This window comes from Sphingobacterium sp. UBA7625 (assembly GCF_002484085.1).
GTDB lineage: Bacteria > Bacteroidota > Bacteroidia > Sphingobacteriales > Sphingobacteriaceae > Sphingobacterium > Sphingobacterium athyrii.
Genome location: NZ_DLJD01000028.1, coordinates 33,579 through 52,028, shown reverse-complemented (window position 1 = coordinate 52,028; position 18,450 = coordinate 33,579). Strand labels below are relative to the sequence as shown.

At 41.8% G+C, this 18,450-nt stretch carries 11 protein-coding genes; 7 read left to right on the top strand and 4 right to left on the bottom strand.

Annotation, left to right across the window (positions count from 1 at the left end):
- Positions 1-74: 74 nt before the first annotated feature.
- The 5 genes from B4G94_RS12055 (at position 75) to B4G94_RS12035 (ending at position 9,077) form a co-directional block, all read left to right on the top strand.
- Complete coding sequence (locus tag B4G94_RS12055) at positions 75-1,412, top strand: dihydroorotase (protein ID WP_286859093.1); 1,338 nt, start codon at positions 75-77, stop codon at positions 1,410-1,412.
- A gap of 11 nt (positions 1,413-1,423) precedes the next feature.
- The gene (locus tag B4G94_RS12050) at positions 1,424-2,479 is read left to right on the top strand and encodes a S66 peptidase family protein (protein WP_286859092.1); all 1,056 of its coding nucleotides are present in this window, start codon (positions 1,424-1,426) and stop codon (positions 2,477-2,479) included.
- A gap of 1 nt (position 2,480) precedes the next feature.
- Entirely contained in the window at positions 2,481-3,884 is a 1,404-nt protein-coding gene (locus tag B4G94_RS12045; protein ID WP_286859091.1) for a M14 family zinc carboxypeptidase, read from the top strand.
- Between the two features lie 192 nt (positions 3,885-4,076).
- Entirely contained in the window at positions 4,077-7,376 is a 3,300-nt protein-coding gene (locus tag B4G94_RS12040; RefSeq protein ID WP_286859090.1) for a SusC/RagA family TonB-linked outer membrane protein, read from the top strand.
- 111 nt (positions 7,377-7,487) lie between these two features.
- Positions 7,488-9,077 (top strand): RagB/SusD family nutrient uptake outer membrane protein, encoded by a 1,590-nt coding sequence (locus B4G94_RS12035; protein ID WP_286859089.1) that lies wholly within the window; start codon positions 7,488-7,490, stop codon positions 9,075-9,077.
- 75 nt (positions 9,078-9,152) lie between these two features.
- On the opposite strand, the gene B4G94_RS12030 is transcribed toward B4G94_RS12035, so the two are convergent.
- The 4 genes from B4G94_RS12030 to B4G94_RS12015 all read right to left on the bottom strand — a co-directional run bounded on the left by B4G94_RS12030 (position 9,153) and on the right by B4G94_RS12015 (position 16,376).
- Complete coding sequence (locus B4G94_RS12030; RefSeq protein ID WP_286859088.1) at positions 9,153-10,640, bottom strand: RagB/SusD family nutrient uptake outer membrane protein; 1,488 nt, start codon at positions 10,638-10,640, stop codon at positions 9,153-9,155.
- Positions 10,641-10,658: 18 nt separating this feature from the next.
- Positions 10,659-13,871 (bottom strand): SusC/RagA family TonB-linked outer membrane protein, encoded by a 3,213-nt coding sequence (locus B4G94_RS12025; RefSeq protein ID WP_286859087.1) that lies wholly within the window; start codon positions 13,869-13,871, stop codon positions 10,659-10,661.
- A 216-nt stretch (positions 13,872-14,087) separates the two neighbouring features.
- Positions 14,088-15,143, bottom strand: a complete 1,056-nt coding sequence (locus B4G94_RS12020; protein ID WP_165308413.1) for a dipeptide epimerase — start codon at positions 15,141-15,143, stop codon at positions 14,088-14,090.
- A 6-nt stretch (positions 15,144-15,149) separates the two neighbouring features.
- Complete coding sequence (locus B4G94_RS12015; RefSeq protein WP_286859086.1) at positions 15,150-16,376, bottom strand: NlpC/P60 family protein; 1,227 nt, start codon at positions 16,374-16,376, stop codon at positions 15,150-15,152.
- A 320-nt stretch (positions 16,377-16,696) separates the two neighbouring features.
- Between B4G94_RS12015 and B4G94_RS12010 the strand changes: the two genes are divergently transcribed.
- Both B4G94_RS12010 and msrA read left to right on the top strand, forming a co-directional pair.
- Complete coding sequence (locus B4G94_RS12010; RefSeq protein WP_108635770.1) at positions 16,697-17,725, top strand: N(4)-(beta-N-acetylglucosaminyl)-L-asparaginase; 1,029 nt, start codon at positions 16,697-16,699, stop codon at positions 17,723-17,725.
- Positions 17,726-17,897: 172 nt separating this feature from the next.
- Positions 17,898-18,413, top strand: coding sequence for a peptide-methionine (S)-S-oxide reductase MsrA (gene msrA, locus B4G94_RS12005; protein ID WP_172395624.1), 516 nt, complete (start codon positions 17,898-17,900; stop codon positions 18,411-18,413).
- The last annotated feature ends 37 nt before the right edge of the window (positions 18,414-18,450 follow it).

Below are 18,450 nucleotides of genomic sequence, written 5' to 3'. Positions count from 1 at the left end.
CTCTTTGAACAGATAACTTGATATCACGGCAACAAATCTTTACTTTTGACAGATACCAAAGTAAAGAGATCAACATGTCATCTATTCTTATAAAATCTGCGCAACTTGTTAACGAAGGTAAAGTTGAGGCTGCTGATGTATACATCAGCAATGGTCGAATCGAAATGATCGCACAGGAGATTAATCATCCTGCGGATCAGGAAATCAATGCTGAGGGACTGCACTTGTTTCCGGGATTAATTGACGATCAGGTTCACTTTAGGGAGCCCGGATTAACTTATAAAGCAGATATATGGCATGAAAGTCGCGCTGCGGTTGCAGGTGGTACTACCTCTTTTATGGAGATGCCGAATACGGTTCCCAATACTTTGACACAGCAACTGCTTCAGGATAAATATGATATAGCAGGAAAGAATGCATTAGCCAATTATTCATTCTTTATGGGAGCAGCTAACGATAATTTAGAAGAGGTTTTGAAAACCAATCCGCGTGATGTCTGTGGTATAAAAGTATTTATGGGATCATCCACTGGAAATATGTTAGTGGATAATGAAAAAGCTTTGGAAGGCATCTTTGCCAATTCGCCTACATTGGTCGCGACACACTGTGAAGACGAGGCAACGATAAAGGCCAATCTGGCAGCATTCAAGGAAAAATACGGTGAGGACGGATTGAAGATCGAGATGCATCCGTTGATCCGCTCTGCGGAAGCTTGTTACCTGTCTTCATCCAAGGCTGTGGAACTGGCTAAAAAACATGATACAAGATTACATATTTTACATATATCGACAGCAAAGGAGATTGCGCTATTTCGGAATGATATTCCACTAAAGGACAAGAAAATCACAGCCGAAGCTTGCATCCATCATCTTTGGTTTTCTGATCAGGATTACACGACAAAGGGAAATTTTATTAAGTGGAATCCGGCTGTTAAGACGGCCAATGATCGTGATCATATTCTTAAAGCGGTATTGGATGGACATATTGATGTCATAGCGACAGATCACGCACCACATACAATCGAGGAAAAAACACAGCCATATGCATCGGCTCCGAGTGGTGGCCCCTTGGTTCAACATGCTTTACAAGCTTTATTGGATATGGTCAAAGCGGGTAAAATGACCTTAGAACAATTGGTTCAGAAGTCAGCACATAATACCGCAACATTGTTTCAGGTCGAAGATCGCGGTTATATCCGAGAGGGTTATTGGGCGGATCTTGTGCTTGTGGACCTAAATAAACCATATACCGTTTCCAAAGAAAATATCCTTTCTAAATGCGGATGGTCACCATTTGAAGGACACACATTTAGTTCAACGATCGAACATACCATTGTATCGGGTAAAGTCGCATTTTCTAAAGGACAGATTATTGAGAAAGGTGCCGGAGAGCGTCTATTGTTCAATAGATAAGTTAGCGTAATATGGAGAAAAGGGCTTTTATAAAATCAATTGCTTTGGGCGCACTGGCCATTCCGGTATTGGGGGCTGGGCGCACTACAGAAACCGTGGCAGGCTTAAAAGAGCCAGCGACTTTGCTGGCAAAGAAGCTACAGCTCGGGGATACGATCGGATTGATCACTCCCGCAGGAGTATTGGACGATGAGGAATCAATTATTATCGCTCGCGAGATCTTTGAAACATTGGGTTTTAAAGTAAAAGAGGGAAAACATATCCGTAGCCGTTATGGCAACTTAGCCGGTACAGATGAGGAGCGTATTGCCGATATACATGATATGTTTGCTGATAAGGCTGTTAAAGCAATAGTTTGTGTAAGGGGAGGCTCGGGAACTTCCCGTCTTTTGGACCGGCTTGATTATAAGCTGATTGCTCAAAATTCGAAGATTTTGTTGGGCTATTCAGATATAACGGCGTTAATTCTGGCGTTGTATGCGAAAACAGGACTTGTTGCTTTCCATGGTGCGGTCGGTATAAGCACATGGACGAAGAAGCTTGCCGATGCATTTAATGCGCAATTTGTAGCGAATAAACCTGCGGTATTTGAAAACCCTAAATCAAAAGGAGACAATATTGTACAGACTAAAGACCGGATTACCACAATTTCTCCGGGTACTGTCGATGGCGTACTGCTTGGTGGAAATTTGACCGTATTGACGGGGTTGTGTGGTTCGCCTTATCTACCCGACTTTAAAGAAAAGATACTTTTTATTGAGGAGGTGGATGAAGATATGGAACGCGTTGACCGCATGTTTTGCCAATTAAAAAATGCAGGAATATTAGCTGTGATCAAAGGTTTTATTTTTGGGAAATGTACCAATTGTAAGCCGTCGGGAGGCTATGGCTCTGTGACATTGGATCAGCTATTCAATGATTATATCAAGCCCTTAAAGGTGCCTGCTTATAGCGGAGCTGTCATTGGGCATATTGCGGAGCAATTTATCCTTCCGGTAGGTGCAAAGGTGAGAATGGATGCATCGCAGGGAACGATTACCTTACTTGAAGCCGCCTTAAACGACTAAGATGAATTTAGTAAAAGAAGATTTTCTCAAAGCCTTTTCTTTATATGAAGAAAAGGCTTTGCAGCATAGACGATTTAAACATGCTGATATCTTGCCACTTTTGCAAGGAATAGAGGCCAGTAAACAATTTACCGTTGAAGAGATTGGACAGTCAGTGGAGGATCGTTCGATTTTTAGATTGAAATATGGGCAAGGACCGATAAAGGTTTTGTTATGGTCGCAGATGCATGGGGACGAACCTACGGCAACAATGGCGCTATTTGATCTGTTTAATTTCTTAAATGGGGAGGCGGACGGCTTTGATGCCTTGCGAAAGGAGATGGGGGATAAACTGAGCTTATACTTTATTCCGATGCTGAACCCTGACGGTGCTGAGCGTTATCAGCGGCGGACTGCCATGGATGTGGATATGAACCGGGATGCGCGTGCGCTTGCAACGGTGGAGAGCAGCCTTTTAAAAGCACAGGCGATGCTACTTAAGCCAGACTTTGCTTTTAATCTCCATAATCAGAATAATTACTACAATATTCCAGGCAGCGCCACTCCGGTAACAATTTCCTTGTTGGCACCAGCATACGATTATGCGAGAAGTGTGAATACAGTTCGGGCAGATGCCATGCGGCTTATCGTTGGGATAAACAAGATATTACAGGAGTTTATACCGAATGCTGTCGCGAAATATGATGATGAACATACCCCACGTGGTTTTGGAGACAATTTTCAAAAATGGGGGGCGCGTACCATTCTGATTGAATCAGGAGCCTACGCCGGTGACCCTGAAAAACTGGAAGTTCGAAAATATAATTTCATTGCGCTTTTACACGCCTTTCAGGAAATCGCTTCGGGATCCTATCTAGTATATGATATTGCAGATTACAACGCAATTCCTTTTAATGACGAAAAGCTGCATGATGTTTTGATTCGAAACTTATCCATCAAAAAAAATGGTAAAAGGATGTTGGTGGATGTGGCTATTCGACAAAATGAAAAAACCGTGGCGGGTGACTATTACGTAGAAGGTGTGATTGAGGATATCGGTGACTTGAAGGATTTCTACGGATATACTGATATTGATGTCGAAGGGCTCCAATTTATTCCCGCAAAAATGTATACTGACCAGGTCTTTTCACTGGCGGAATTAACCTTACCCATTGTGGTTAAGTTGTTGAAACAGGGGTATGGGGCGTTACAGATTTCTGATAGGGACGAAGGTACGCAGCTGCATGATTTTCCGATTCAGGTGCTGAATGGTGCCAATTTTGTTGCTGATACCTGTCTGAGATTAGGGGGTGGCGCTGATTTTTTTATTGGGTCCGAAAAGGAGATACAATATGCAGTGATAAATGGTTATTTAATCAATTTTACGCAATCGATTGATAATAAATCAAAAAATGTAGTGAAATAATACTGTTTTATCGCTTGAAATAATATTAAGCCCATAATTCTATGGGCTTTTTTGTTTGTTTTTGTCTTTTTTTTGCCTCGTTTGGAATTAATTAAAATACAACAAAGATTTTACATTAAATTCTAATTAATATATATTTGGCGCTAGAATCTACGAAGCAAGAGAAACTAACTTAAAACCATCCCACTAATTATGTCAGAAAAAACAAAATTATTTTTCGCATTGACTTTAGTAGCGTCAAGTGGATTTGCATTCGATGTACATGCTACGCCGAATACTGCAAATACAATTGAGTACAAAGTTGCGCAACAAGAGATTACTGGCCAGGTCAGCGATAAGGACGGGCCAATTGTAGGAGCTTCTGTCAGTGTCAAAGGATCTGCGATAGCGACCTATACCGATCAGCAAGGGCGTTTCAAATTAAGTAAGCTGAATCCTGGAGCGATTATCGTTGTATCCTACGTAGGCTATGGATCTAAGGAATTGAAATATGAAGGCCAATCAAACCTGTCTATTTCTTTAGATGCCACATCAACTGATTTGGATGAAGTCATGGTCGTAGCCTATGGTACGGCAAAAAAATCGACCTTTACAGGGTCTGCGACCGTAGTTAAAAAAGAGCAGCTGGAAAAAATAGGCGGATCGGGGTTTGCTGAAACCCTCCAAGGAATGAGCCCAGGGGTCAATGTAACCAACAATGAAGGTAATCCGGGCGGTGATTCTCGTATTCAGATCCGCGGGATCAGTTCCATGAGCGGTTCATCCAATCCATTATATGTGGTGGATGGCATGCCATACGATGGCCAGCTAACATCTATTGCCCCTTCCGACATCGAATCCATTACAGTGTTGAAAGATGCGGCAGCTTCTTCCTTGTACGGATCCAGAGCGGCCAATGGTGTTATTGTGATCACCACTAAGAAAGGTAAAAGCTCCAAACCTACCCTGAACTTTAAGTCTACATGGGGAACCTCGGATAATGCTGTTGGAAATCCAACAAAAGCCACACCCGAAGAACAACTGTTGAACACTTGGGAGGGCATGTATAATGACCAGTTTTACCGTTATAACAGAACTTCGAAAGAGGCGGGGGATTGGGCGTCTGCCAATGTACTTGGTAAGCTACTGAAAAAAAGCAGCGCCGGTGTTTACGTATCTCCATTTAAAGACATCAATGAAAATTATGTACTTCATGATGGAAATGGGAACGCTTATATCAACCCTAAATTGGAAAAGATCTGGAATGAGTCTGACTACGATTATTATGGTGCTGTATTCTCCCGCAAATTGCGACAAGAGTATAATTTAGATGTGAGCGGTACCGCTGGCGATGGCAAAACCAATTATTTTCTGTCTTCGAACTATTTGGATGACAAGGGATATGCTATGGCTCAATATTTTAAACGTTATGGTTTTAGGGCTAATGTAACATCGCAGGTAACTGATTGGTTGCAGCTCGGAGGGAATATGTCGTTCTCCTCATCTAAACAGAATCTTTCCGGAGCTAGTAGAGCCTTAGATTTTAGTACGACATTGACATCCCCTTGGCTACGTAATGCTGACAATACAGATTGGGTTTATTCTGAAAAGACTGGCCGCCGTATGTTTGATTATGGTACTTATGGCAATAACTTTTTTGGTATCCACGTGTTGAACAATGGCGGTGATTACTGGGATAATCCGAATGATGAAGGATTTACCAATAACCAGCGCAACATGATATCGGCCCGCTACTTTGCAGGAATAAAATTACCCTACAATTTAAACTTTAAGTCTAGCATTAGCATAGATAATAATATTTATAAAGAATTTACGTATGGTTCGGCTGTGCATGGGTTAGGTCAAAAAGCACCTTACGGAACGAGTGTATTGACCAGTGGTGGAAATGCGGGGCGTAGAAATGATGAAACTCGTGCTGTCACCTTCAATAATATCCTGAGCTGGGAGCAGGATTTTGGAGCACATCATTTGTCAGCATTGGCTGGGCAGGAATCCTATACCCGAAATATGGTAGGTGACAATGGTTATGGCGAAGGAATCATGCAGCTCGGACAATATGAGCTTTCTTCTACAACAACCAACTGGTCCGTGGGTTCGTATAAAGATCGCTATGCCTTATTGTCGTATTTGGCTAAAGTGGATTACAATTATAATGACAAGTATTTTGCTTCTGTTTCTTTCCGTCGGGATGGATCCTCTCGTTTTCACCCCGATAATCGCTGGGGAAATTTCTTGTCCGGTGGACTTTCCTGGAAAATTTCCAAAGAGAATTTCTTAAAAGAGGCGACTTGGTTGGATAATTTATCGTTCCGTAGCAGTTATGGTACTACCGGAAATGACCGGTTGATCCGACGTAATGCGCAAGGTGTGGCAACTGATGAGATTCTTTATGGCTACCAGGCATATTATAGTGCTGATAATCTTTATGGATTACCAGGTTTAAAACCTAATACTGTCGCAGCACCTGATCTGCAATGGGAAAAAAACAAGCAGTTTAATATCGCTGCTGATTTTGCTTTCTTAAAGCGTTTTTATGGAACAATAGAATATTATTCAAGAAATTCTTCCGATCTTCTTTTTTACAAAGAATTTCCCATTTCGGCGCAGGCTGGAAATGCAATTGGACAGAATATTAACCTTGGTAATCTGAGAAACAGTGGTTTTGAATTCTCGTTTGGTGCAGATGTTTTCCGAAAAGATAATTTTAATTGGAAGATAGATGCAAATCTATCCACTCTAAAAAATGAAATTACCTATTTGCCGGGCGGAGCTTTTACATTCAACAACCGCGGTGCCGGTTATCGTTTAGAGGAAGGACATTCATTGTATGATTTCTATATGGTCAAAAATGCAGGTGTCAATCCGGATAACGGTAATATGCAATATTGGGTGAAAGATGATAAGGGGGGCTGGAAGATTTCCGAAGACTATGTTGGTGAGGTCACATCCGATGATTATCAATGGATTGGGTCAGCTCTGCCAAAAGTATATGGTTCACTGACCAATAGTTTCAAATTGCATGGGTTGGATTTCTCGTTTATGTTCTATTATTCACTTGGTGGAAAAATGTATGATTACTCCTATTCTGAGCGTAGTACACTCCGCGGTGGGGTGGGAGTAACCCAGGATTTAGTCCAGGACCGTTGGCGTAAACCCGGTGATCATGCCTTGCTGCCAAAATGGTCGGATGACAATTATGCTTCGACACGCAGAGCTTCTGATTTTTATATTTTCAACAACGATTATTTACGTTTGCGGAATATCACACTGGGGTATTCCATTCCGAAAAACACCTTACAAAGGCTGGGATTATCCAATGTCCGGTTTTTTGTTTCAGCGGATAATTTATTGACTTTTGGTTCTGCCAAAAATCGGTATACCGAACCAGAAACAGGTTTGTCGGGTAATAACTATAATGGGAATGCGGATACGGATAATGGTCGGCAAGGGGCGAGAAGAATCTATACTGGTGGCTTGCAGGTTACATTCTAAGGATAAATTAAATCGAGGAAAATCATAGGAACCGACCATCTGACTGATGTATAGATCAAATGAAATCGGTGTATACAGGATGATAAGGTTACTAGTATAAAAAATATATTAATGAAAAAGATATTCAAAACCATACACTTTACAATTTTGGCTTCTTCATTGCTTTTTATGGGGAGCTGCAAGGACTTTTTGGATTCCAATACCTCCGTCGATACGGAAGAAGGAGTGGCTTTATCCAGTGCAGGGCAGTTACAAATGGTGCTGACCTCTGCTTATCGACAATTATATTTTAATGATCAGGGCGCAGACCGTGTTTATGCGGGGTTACCGGGATTGCAAATGTATGTGGATCTAGGTGGTGCAGATATTGTTAGCCATGATAATATGGGGGGAACTCAGGTCGAGACCTATCGTTATGATGCTGTAAGAACCCTGTTTACAAATAGTTCCGATGCAATCTGGTCAATGATGTATAGAATCATCAATCAGACCAATAAAATTATTCGGGCCGTACCGACGGCACAGGGGGATGATGCGATTAAAAACCAGATTTTAGGGCAAGCTAAAGCTATTCGGGGAATCTGCTACTTTCACCTGATCCAGAACTACCAACAAACTTATATGATCGCCAAAGAAAAGAAGGGGGTGATATTACGTCTGGATCCTAAGGAGGATCTCAACTTACCCAGGGCTACCGTACAACAAGTCTATGATCAAATCCTGGCTGACCTTGGTGAAGCGAAATCATTGTTAAAAGGATTTGACCGTCCGGATAAATGGACAATTAATGAGGATATTGTATCCGGTCAACTGGCACGGGTCTATTTGGTGATGAATAACTGGCAGGGCGCCTTGACTGAAGCCTCAACGGTTTATAATAAATACAGCCAACTCATGACACGGGATCAGTACCGTAGCGGTTTTGATGATGCGATCACCAATGCTTATCCGGAAGTGGTTTGGGCGATGAAGTATACGACAACGAATAATTTGGGGGGCAGTACACAGTTTAACTTTTGGTATAATCAGGATGAGAAGTATGGTGAGGGGTATGATCAGGGGCCGATCTATTCTTTCTTGGATTTTTTTGCGGATGGGCAGTATGAAAAATTATTTGAAAAAACAGAAGACCGTTACCAATTCTGGAAACGCACCAAAAATACAAATCCAGTTATTTCTACAAAATGGGCTTACGATAAATACAAGCATTATGGTGATGCCAATGGTGCAGTGCAAGGAAATACTCGACCAGAGGTTACACTGATGCGCGGCTCAGAGATGCTCTTAATTATGGCAGAGGCAGCTGCCCACTTAAATAACGGCATGGGGCTTACTTATTTGAACCGTCTACAGACTGCCAGGGGTGTGAAAAATCTGACTAAGATAGCTGCTGGAGAGCCTCTTTTGGAAGCAATTTATGTTGAACGACGCAAAGAATTACTTTGTGAGGGCGTGACAGGATTATATGATCTGCTTCGCTTACAAAAGCCTTTGCTGCGTATTCAGGAAACGCCTATCTATGTGGAGGGACATTATACTTGGGGTATGACCAACTTGGATGGGTATGATCCGAAGAGTGCAAATCCGACAGGGACATTACCGTCTAATGATTACCGCTTTATCTGCCAGATTCCACAGTTAGAAATGACAAGAAATACTCAGCTAAAGGAAAGTGATCAAAATCCGTTTAAAGGACAGTAATTCCAAGACGCATTTACAATCAAAAACAGCACCCCGCCTCGGGGTGCTGTTTTTTTTAGAGCTAATCTATTACATCTAGTATCCGGGGTTCTGCTGGTCCTTCAACGTTGGATTGGCATTGATTTCCGATTGAGGGATTGGCAGGATATACTTTTCAAAAGTTCGGTCAATTTCCTTAGGACGGGTTTTGATCGTCAATCCCTGAAAGTCATCATTGAATGTGATTTTCTTGTTGAGCCGGATCATATCCCAGTATCGATGCCCTTCACCAAACAACTCTTTGCTCTTTTCATTAAGGATGGCATCTTCGTTGACCGTGGCCGAAGAGAATGCAGGACGGTTCGGAGAGCGTTTACTGATAGCATTTAATAATTCTGCCGATTTTGCGGGATCTGCGCTTGGCTTTTTTAATGCAGCCTCCGCAGCGATAAGGTAAATTTCAGAAAGCCTGATTACTTTGATATTCACGGCCGTATTATTTGTGTTTCCTTTGTCCCCAAGTGAATTTAGTGGTAAGGAGGTATTGGTATTTACACTACCTAGATTTTTATAAACGGCTCCCATACGTGTTGCCGAACTTTCGTCTCTTCCCAAAATTGCCCAACGCACATCACTGTTGTCCTCTTTCATGCGATTGAGATAATAATCACTTGCGTAGAACATTCCACCCTGTCCACCTGTTCTCCGCATCAGGTAATAACCCAGGCTTGCTGTACCCAAGTCAGCTTCACCTTCGTTAATACCAAGTTCATAGATAGATTCTGTGCCATACATGCTCGCCCAAGAAGACGTCCATTTCTCATTCTCATACAATTTATAGGTACCACTGGTGATGATCTCATTTGCTTTTGAATAGGCATTTTCATAGTCCGCCATTGTCAGATAAACCCTGCTTTGTATGGCTAAGTTCGCATAATAATTGATATACCCATTGTCAATAGCTTTATTTGCTCCAAGTAGCTCCTGGCCGGTTTTGAGATCTTTTAGAATCTGGGTGTAGACTTCTTCTACAGTTGCTCTGGCTGGTTTACTGTTATAGGATGCCGGACTGATAACAATGGGAACCCCCCGAGAAGCTTTATCCTGTGTATATGATTTTCCATATAAACGAACGAGGTCAAAATAAAATAATGCCCGTAAAGTAAGTAACTGTCCCTGTGCATTTGCATATTGCGCTCTGGAATCCATAGCCACTTGGTCAATTTTTTCCAATACGTCATTTGTCTGGGCAATACAATAATAAATCTGTGACCAGAAACCCGAAAAGTTATTTGTTTCTGCATCTTGATTAAATGAATACAGTTGATCAAGCCCTCTTCCTTGGGAATAAACCGTTAGATCGCCCCCTTTGACCTCGCCATATAGTTCAAAGTTTCGACCGTAATAACTTGATGAAGCGATCAGTCTGCTTAATCCGTTTATTCTATTGCGGGCATCACTGGCGCCATTAAGCGCTGTCCCTGCATCAATGGAATTGCCCGGTTCAACGTCTAGAAAATCCTTGCAGCTGCTGAAGGACGTTACCAGAGCTGCGGCTATAATAGATATTTTAAATATTTTCATTTCTTAAAAGATTAACGATTAAAAACCCAGTTCTATACCAAATGTGTAGGTCTTCCCTAGCGGTGTTTCCCAGCCGCGTGTTGCGTATTGACCAACCTCAGGGTCGGCAATTTTATACTTTGATGCGGTCAATAGATTAGTTCCATTGAAATATACTCTGGCATTGCTAAATCCTATTTTGTTCAAAACAGTTTTCGGTAATCTATAACCAAAATTGATATTTTTTAGCCGAAGGAATGAGGCATCATGTAGTTGTCTGGAACTATATTTTTGAGGGTCAGTCAGGTCGTTTCCGTCTAATTTTGGTAAGGTGCCAGATGTATTATTTTCGGTCCACATATGCTCAAAGGCATATTCCGAGCGAATCCTTTCCCAGTAGTAACCATCATCGGCGACATCTTTGAATGCTCCATCGTATAGTTTACCGCCAAGTTTGTATATAAAATTGAAGCCTAGATTGAAGTTTTTGTACTCAAAATCAGTATTTATACCACCGCTGACATTCGGAATACCATTTCCGATGATTGTATAATCGGCTTGGTTAAAGTCATAAGTTGCTTTTCGACCATTGTAATCAAATATACCCGAACCTGTGTTGCTGTTATTGGTATAATAGACGTTTTTGCCATTGGTCGCGTCAACGCCTGCCCATTCGTAACCATAAAACGCGAGTGTTGACTGCCCTTCTCTATAAATAAATTGCGCACGGGCATCACCGCTCCCTTTCGTATCATTGCCCACTGAGCCAGTAGGATCATACCAGATAATATCCTGGTTGTCATTTAGCTTTTGGACTTTTGAATTGATGAAAGCTGCGTTTACATTTGCACTCCATCTAAAATCATCTTTTTTGATAATGTCACCTGCTAATTCAATTTCTATTCCTTTGTTGTTGATCTGTCCTACGTTTCTCAATACGGTGCTGAATCCGGTTGTTTGTGACGTTGGGACATCCTGTAATAAGTTTTTAGAAGTGCGATTGAAGTATTCTACTGACCCCGTGATTCTATTGTTTAGGAAGCCAAATTCCAGCCCGGCATTAGTAGTATAAGAGGTTTCCCAGGTAATATCCGGGTCTGGGTTGGAGACAAGGTTACCTCCCGGTTGTCCTTTATAATTGAAGTTGTTAAAGGATACAAGTCTTCTCCATCCAAAATTGTCCGTTGGTAAGGTCCCGTTGACACCGTAAGAGGCTTTCAGACGTAATGTACTGATGGCATCGTTTTCACGCAAAGACGGAAGGTTTTTCAAACTATAAGCACCCGATATCGACCAAAAATCTCCCCACCGGTTTTTCGGACCTAATTTTGAAGAACCATCACGGCGATAGGAAGCCGCTAAAAAATAAGTGTTGTCATAATTGTATTCCGCCCTTCCGAGAAATGACATCAGGTTATAACCCCAGCTATACGCATTGGCTTCAAACTTACCTGCCGAAGAAATGTAAGGAAGCTCGGCGGAACCCAAATTGCGGCCTGTTGTGCGCATAAAATCCGTCTTATTTTTTTCGGCCTCAAATCCAGCGAGTAAGTTTATAGTGTGCTTGTCAAATGATTTATTATAATTTACGGTATTTGAAGTTACCAATTTCAGCATATTCGTGTTAAATTGGTGCACTACACCACCATCGCTGATACCATTGAAATGTTTAGCGCTATAATATAAATAGTCCTTCATGTCCGTATAATCATATGAGAATACAGTTTTTGCTGTCAGTTCGGGAAGAATTGTCCAGGTCAGGTTGCTGATGACGCCTAGCTTATTTGTTTTCGAGTTGTTGTCCCATTGTTGGTCATAATAGTCGGCATTATAGGCATAGCTACCATAGCGGTCTGTCCAAGCTTCACCCGTTTTATAGTTTGTAGGCCAGTATAATGGCCACAGGAGATTTCTGGATTGTAGAAAATAGTTCGATCCCGTATTGCGGGTGTCATTAAAACCTTTTTTCTTGTTGTGACCGATATTGATATTCGTTCCAAATTCCAGGTTATCAACTATTTTTTGCGTTAGATTGAGACGACCTGAGATACGTTCGAAATCATTGACCCTAATTCTACTTTTATCTGTGGTGTAACCTAAAGAGGAAAAGTATTTCGTTGACTCGGTTCCCCCTGAAAGTGAAAGATTGTTGTCCTGATAGATTCCCGTGCGAAACAGGGCTTTATCCCAATCATAATATTTGCCTTCACGGTTTTCAATTCCATCAGTCATTCCTAAGATGCTAATGTTGCTCATTCTCAAGGGATCACTGACTTCAAATCGGTAACCATGTTTGTTAAATTTGTTATTTAGCTGTCCAAGGGCGTAAGTACTGGCATCCGCATCGGTATAGTTTACACCAGTTTTTGGATTGACGTTTGACGTGCGGTAATCATGAAATATCTGATACAGCATGTTAACTTGATCCTGAGGCGACGCTGTTTCGTAATTATCTGTTGCCCAGGTTGGCGTAAAGCCGATAGAGCTTTTAAAATTGACCGTGGGTTTTCCCGTTTTGCCTTTTTTGGTCGTTATTAAGATGACACCATTTGCTGCTCTGGAACCATATAGGGAGGAGGCCGCCGCATCTTTTAGTACGGTAATCGTTTCAATATCATCGGGATTGAGATTTCCCATCACATTGTTGGATGTGTAGATATAATCGCCCATTTGACCACCCGAACCGGAATTGGCAGGAACACCATCTATAACATAGAGCGGTTCGTTCGAAGCATTCATCGAGCCTACGCCCCGAATACGAATGCTAGGTGTTGAGCCTGCTTGTCCAGAGGGAGTAGAAACTGTCAGACCCGCAACGCGTCCACTTAGGGCACTTTCAAATGAGGTTGTGGGAACATTATCTATGTCTTTGGCTTTTACTGTTGCCGCAGATCCAGTATATGTACTTTTTTTTGCTGTACCATAAGCGACAACCATGACCTCATCCAAAGCCTGTTCGCCACTGGCAAGTGTAATACTGATTGTTTTTCGGCCATTGACCTGAATCTCCTGTGCTTTATAGCCGACAGCAGATAGCATTAGTGTAGCATTTGAATTTGCATTAAGGGTGAATAAGCCTTGTTCATTGGTCGATGTCCCTTGGCTGGATCCTTTGACATTTATGGTAACTCCACTGATGGGATTTCCATTGCTATCTGTGATTTTTCCAGCAATCTGAATCTGTTGCGCATATAAAGACTGCATCGAACTACAGGCTATGAGACACAACGTTGTGAGTACATGTTGTTTCATATGAAAAAGATTTGTCTTTTATAGGTCATATGGAATAGCTCGTCGAGTTACATCGGTGTTGTACTTTTCAAACGTGGATATTTCATAAAAGCTATGAATTGATTAATTTAGTTTGTTAATGTTTTGGTTGCTATTGGCCTTTGCTTACAAATGCTATAGCGAAATCAATGCAATGTTCTTCTTGTAAGACCGAAAAACATTGCATTGAATATAATCTTATTTTCTTAAAATTCCAATTCCCGGACGGTTAGGTAAGATACAGTTGCCATCGATTACCGTCATGCCATCATAGATATCGTTATCGATCAGGAGTGCCCCATCTAAATCTGCCCAATCGGTTAGTGGTGCCAATTGTGCCGCTGCACTGATGGCACAGGAAGTTTCGGTCATACAGCCGATCATTACTTTCATTTCAAGGGAACGTGCAAGTTCAGCCATCCGCTTAGCTTCACGCATACCGGTACATTTCATCAGCTTGATATTGATGCCGCTGTAGACACCTTTTAATGCTGGTACATCAGCCAATCGTTGACATCCCTCGTCAGCAATAGTCGGTATTGGACTGTGCTCGGTTAACCAGGCATTATCGTCGATCTGTTCTTTGGGCATCGGTTGTTCGAGAAAAGCGACGTTACGCTCCGCCAGCCAATGTGCCATTTCCAATGCCTCTTCCCGGGTTTTCCACCCTTGGTTGACGTCTGCACATAATGGGCGATCTGTTGCCTGCCGAATGGTTTCAATAATCATTTTATCGGTATCCAGACCCAATTTTACTTTTAGAATCTTAAACTGATCTGCTTCAGCAACCTTTTTGCGGATCATGTCCTCCGTATCAATACCAATTGTGTAAGAAGTTGGCGGGATAAGATCCGGATTTAATCCCCATATTTTATAGAAGGGCTGGCCCATAATTTTACCAAGCACATCATGTAAGGCAATATCTATCGCTGCTTTTGCGGCTGTATTCTTTGCTGCTACTTGGTCTACATAATGCAGGATCTCCTCCGTTTGGAAAGGGGAGTTGAATGCTGATAAGTCAATTTGATTTAAAAAGGCGATCACGCTTTCCTGCGACTCACCAAGGTAAGGCGGCATGCTGGCCTCACCATAGCCGATGATACCCTCGTACTCCAGTTCGGTCAATACAACAGGTGTCGTACTTCGGCTGTAAGAAGCGACGGTGAAGACATGGCGCAATGTTAGGGTATATGGACGGAACCTTAGCTTAAAGGCCCCAAAGTCCTTGCTGATCCATTCAGATTGATTGCTCATTATGGTTTATTTGTTGATGTAGTAATTACTTTCAGCGATTTTTTGAATTGCAGAATCCTTGGCACCTAAATAACGACGGGCAGCAACAACGGTACGTGTCTGAAAATCATCGTAATCAGCAGCATCTTTCAGCATGCTGTTAATACGAACCAATCCTGCTGCATGGATAAAAGTGCCATTGCCTATATAAAGCGCTACATGGGTTACGCGTGCGTTGGGATTACTATTTTTGCCCGCAGCAAAAAAGAGTAAATCTGCAGGTTTCAGGTTTTTAAGCGCTTTGTCAGGATCAAAATGCCCCTCGCTGTCCAAAATATCTATCTTTTCGCCCGCTAAAACCTGTTGTGATGCATCTCTAGGGATAACGAAGCCATTCATAAAGAAGCTCGTCTTGGTAAATCCGCTACAATCGACCCCTTTGACCGATGTGCCGCCCCACAAATAAGGTAGTCCCAACATGGTTTTTGCACTTGCGATAATATGGTCAGCGGTAGGATTACGCGTATCCAGCCAATTTTTTAACGTTAGGCCTTCAGATTTCTTGATATAACCTTTGCGGCCATCGGGGTATGCGATTTCATAAAAACTGCCTTTTTGTCCGGTTAATTTCAAGATATCCCCATATACAAGATCCGATACCCGCTGGCTTTTCTCGTTGGGTTCGGAATAAGATTTTCCGAATTCAGTGGTGTAGATCAGCTTTTCTGATTGTCTCCAGTTGTCAATCTCGGCCTGATCCATGACAGCTATTGAAGATGCTGGCACCCAAGCGATATAACCATCGGGGGTACGTACCCGGTATTCACCACTTTTCTTCTGTAGCAGATCTACTTGTGTACCCAATAAAACTTGGCTTGTCAATTCCGCGGAATTATCCGGGAAGGTACGCATGTTGGCAACTGAAAGTCTGATTACCCCCACAGTTTTTCCCTCAACACTGGCGTCCGGTAAAAGTTGAACTTGGATATTCGCGGATATTTCTTTTGCTTTTTGTTCCAGAACAAACTTAGCATCTTTTTCGGTTGTTTCGAGAATATATATATTTTGAGGAACATCCGCTTTTTGAATAGCCACTATTTTCGTTCTCCGATCCGGTGCAAAGTCACGTTTTACGTTTTCTTGCAATTCTTTGATTTTGAAATAAGTGGTGGAATCTACTTGCTGTGCATGGCCATGACTTGTGCCAATAAGACTTGCACATGCTAAAATAGCGAATTTTAGTGTGTTTTTCATGCTGATTAGTTTGTTTCTAAAGATAGGATTAATTCACAATATAAATCAACGTTTGTTGTCGATTTTTGAGTGATTTGAATATTGTGTTGCTAAAAAACGAACCTTTGGGCCTAATTTTAATTAATTTGTCTATTTGCTAAAACCATTTTGTATTATTGCTTATTGATCGCAAAACCGTCGATTGTTTTTGAATCTCACTACCAAAAAGCAGGTTAGCGATTGCGAATTGTGACAATGAACAATTAAAAACGAATTATTCATGCTTGTAAAATGCCGGACGGTGGAGGCAAACAGGTTATTAAAAGACAAATAGTTTATATATGAGTTCTAGACGTAATTTTATTAAACAAGGTTTTATGGCTGCTACGGCGATAGGTACCTTGAGCGCATTTGATACAAAAGGGCTGACGATTGCATCCGATGATAAGGTGAAAAAATATCCGATTGTCATATCAACCTGGGATTTTGGAATAGCGGCAAATAAGGCGGCCTGGGAGATCTTATCGAAAGGCGGAAAAGCTCTTGATGCTGTCGAACAAGGCGTGCGTGTACCCGAAGCGGACTTGAAAAATATGACCGTCGGAAAGGGAGGGTATCCGGATCGTGATGGACATGTGACCTTAGATGCCTGTATTATGGATGCTGATGGTAATTGTGGTGCTGTGGCTGGTATGGAAAAAATCGGACATCCGATATCGGTGGCCCGCTTGGTTATGGAAAAAACTCCACATGTCATGCTAGTTGGAGAGGGGGCATTGCAATTTGCATTGGAAAACGGTTTCAAAGAAGAGAATTTATTGACGCCTGAGGGAGAGAAAGCTTGGAAGGAGTGGTTAAAGGAGAAGAAATACAAGCCAGTCGTTAATATCGAAAATAAAACTTTTGCTGCGGAGCGCCTGCCGGGAAACCAATACAATCACGATACCATTGGTATGCTAGCCTTAGACGCCAATGGAAATATATCCGGTGCTTGTACAACCAGTGGAATGGCATTTAAAATGCACGGCCGGGTGGGAGATAGCCCGATCATCGGCGCTGGCTTATATGTTGACAATGAAGTTGGTGGGGCTACTTCGACTGGGGTAGGTGAAGAAGTTATCCGTAATGTGGGCAGTTTTTTGGTGGTTGAATTGATGCGTCAGGGTTACTCGCCAGAAGATGCCTGTAAGGAAGCTGTGATGCGTATTGTGAAGAAAAAGCCTGCAATTGCCAAAGAGATACAAGTTGGATTTTTGGCGATTAACAAGAAAGGTGAGTATGGAGCTTTTGCATTGCAGGAAGGATTCTCTTACGCCGTTTGTGACAGTAAGCAGCAGGACCTATTGATCAAAGGAAAACATTATTATTAGGAATCACTCAATACGCACTACTAAATATAGAATACACCTTTAGATAGAAGTATTAAATTGAATAATGATTATCTTTGTGTGGGCATTGTGGAAGTAAAAAAATAATATAACGAGCGTGCTAAGGGCTTATAAAATTAAAGTCTAAATACGCAGTACTCAATACTATAAAAATATGAAAGCAACATTTGGAGGTGGATGTTTTTGGTGTACGGAAGTGATTTTCCAAAATACCGAAGGAGTGACATCCGTATTGCCAGGATATATGGGAGGTCATGTAGACCACCCTACTTATGAGCAGGTATGTACAGGTACAACCGATCACGTGGAAGTGGTGGAGTTGGAGTATGACGATGAACTGGTCAATTATGAGGATCTGTTGAAGATTTTCTTCAAAACACATAATCCGACAACATTGAACCGTCAGGGTAATGATGTGGGTACGCAGTATCGTTCTGTAGTCTTCTATCATAACGAAGAACAGGAGATCTTAGCGAAAAACTTTATTGATGAGTTGGAAAACGAGGATATCTATGAAGATCCAATTGTAACAGCGGTAGAACCGGCGTCAACATTCTGGCTGGCCGAAGATTATCATCATAATTATTTTAATGATCATCCTGAAAATCCTTTCTGTTCAGTGGTCATTGCACCGAAGCTCCAAAAATTCTTAAAAGAATTTAAAGCCTAAAGTAAAGGTTTTAGTGGGGAGCTTTGTGTTTAGCGTA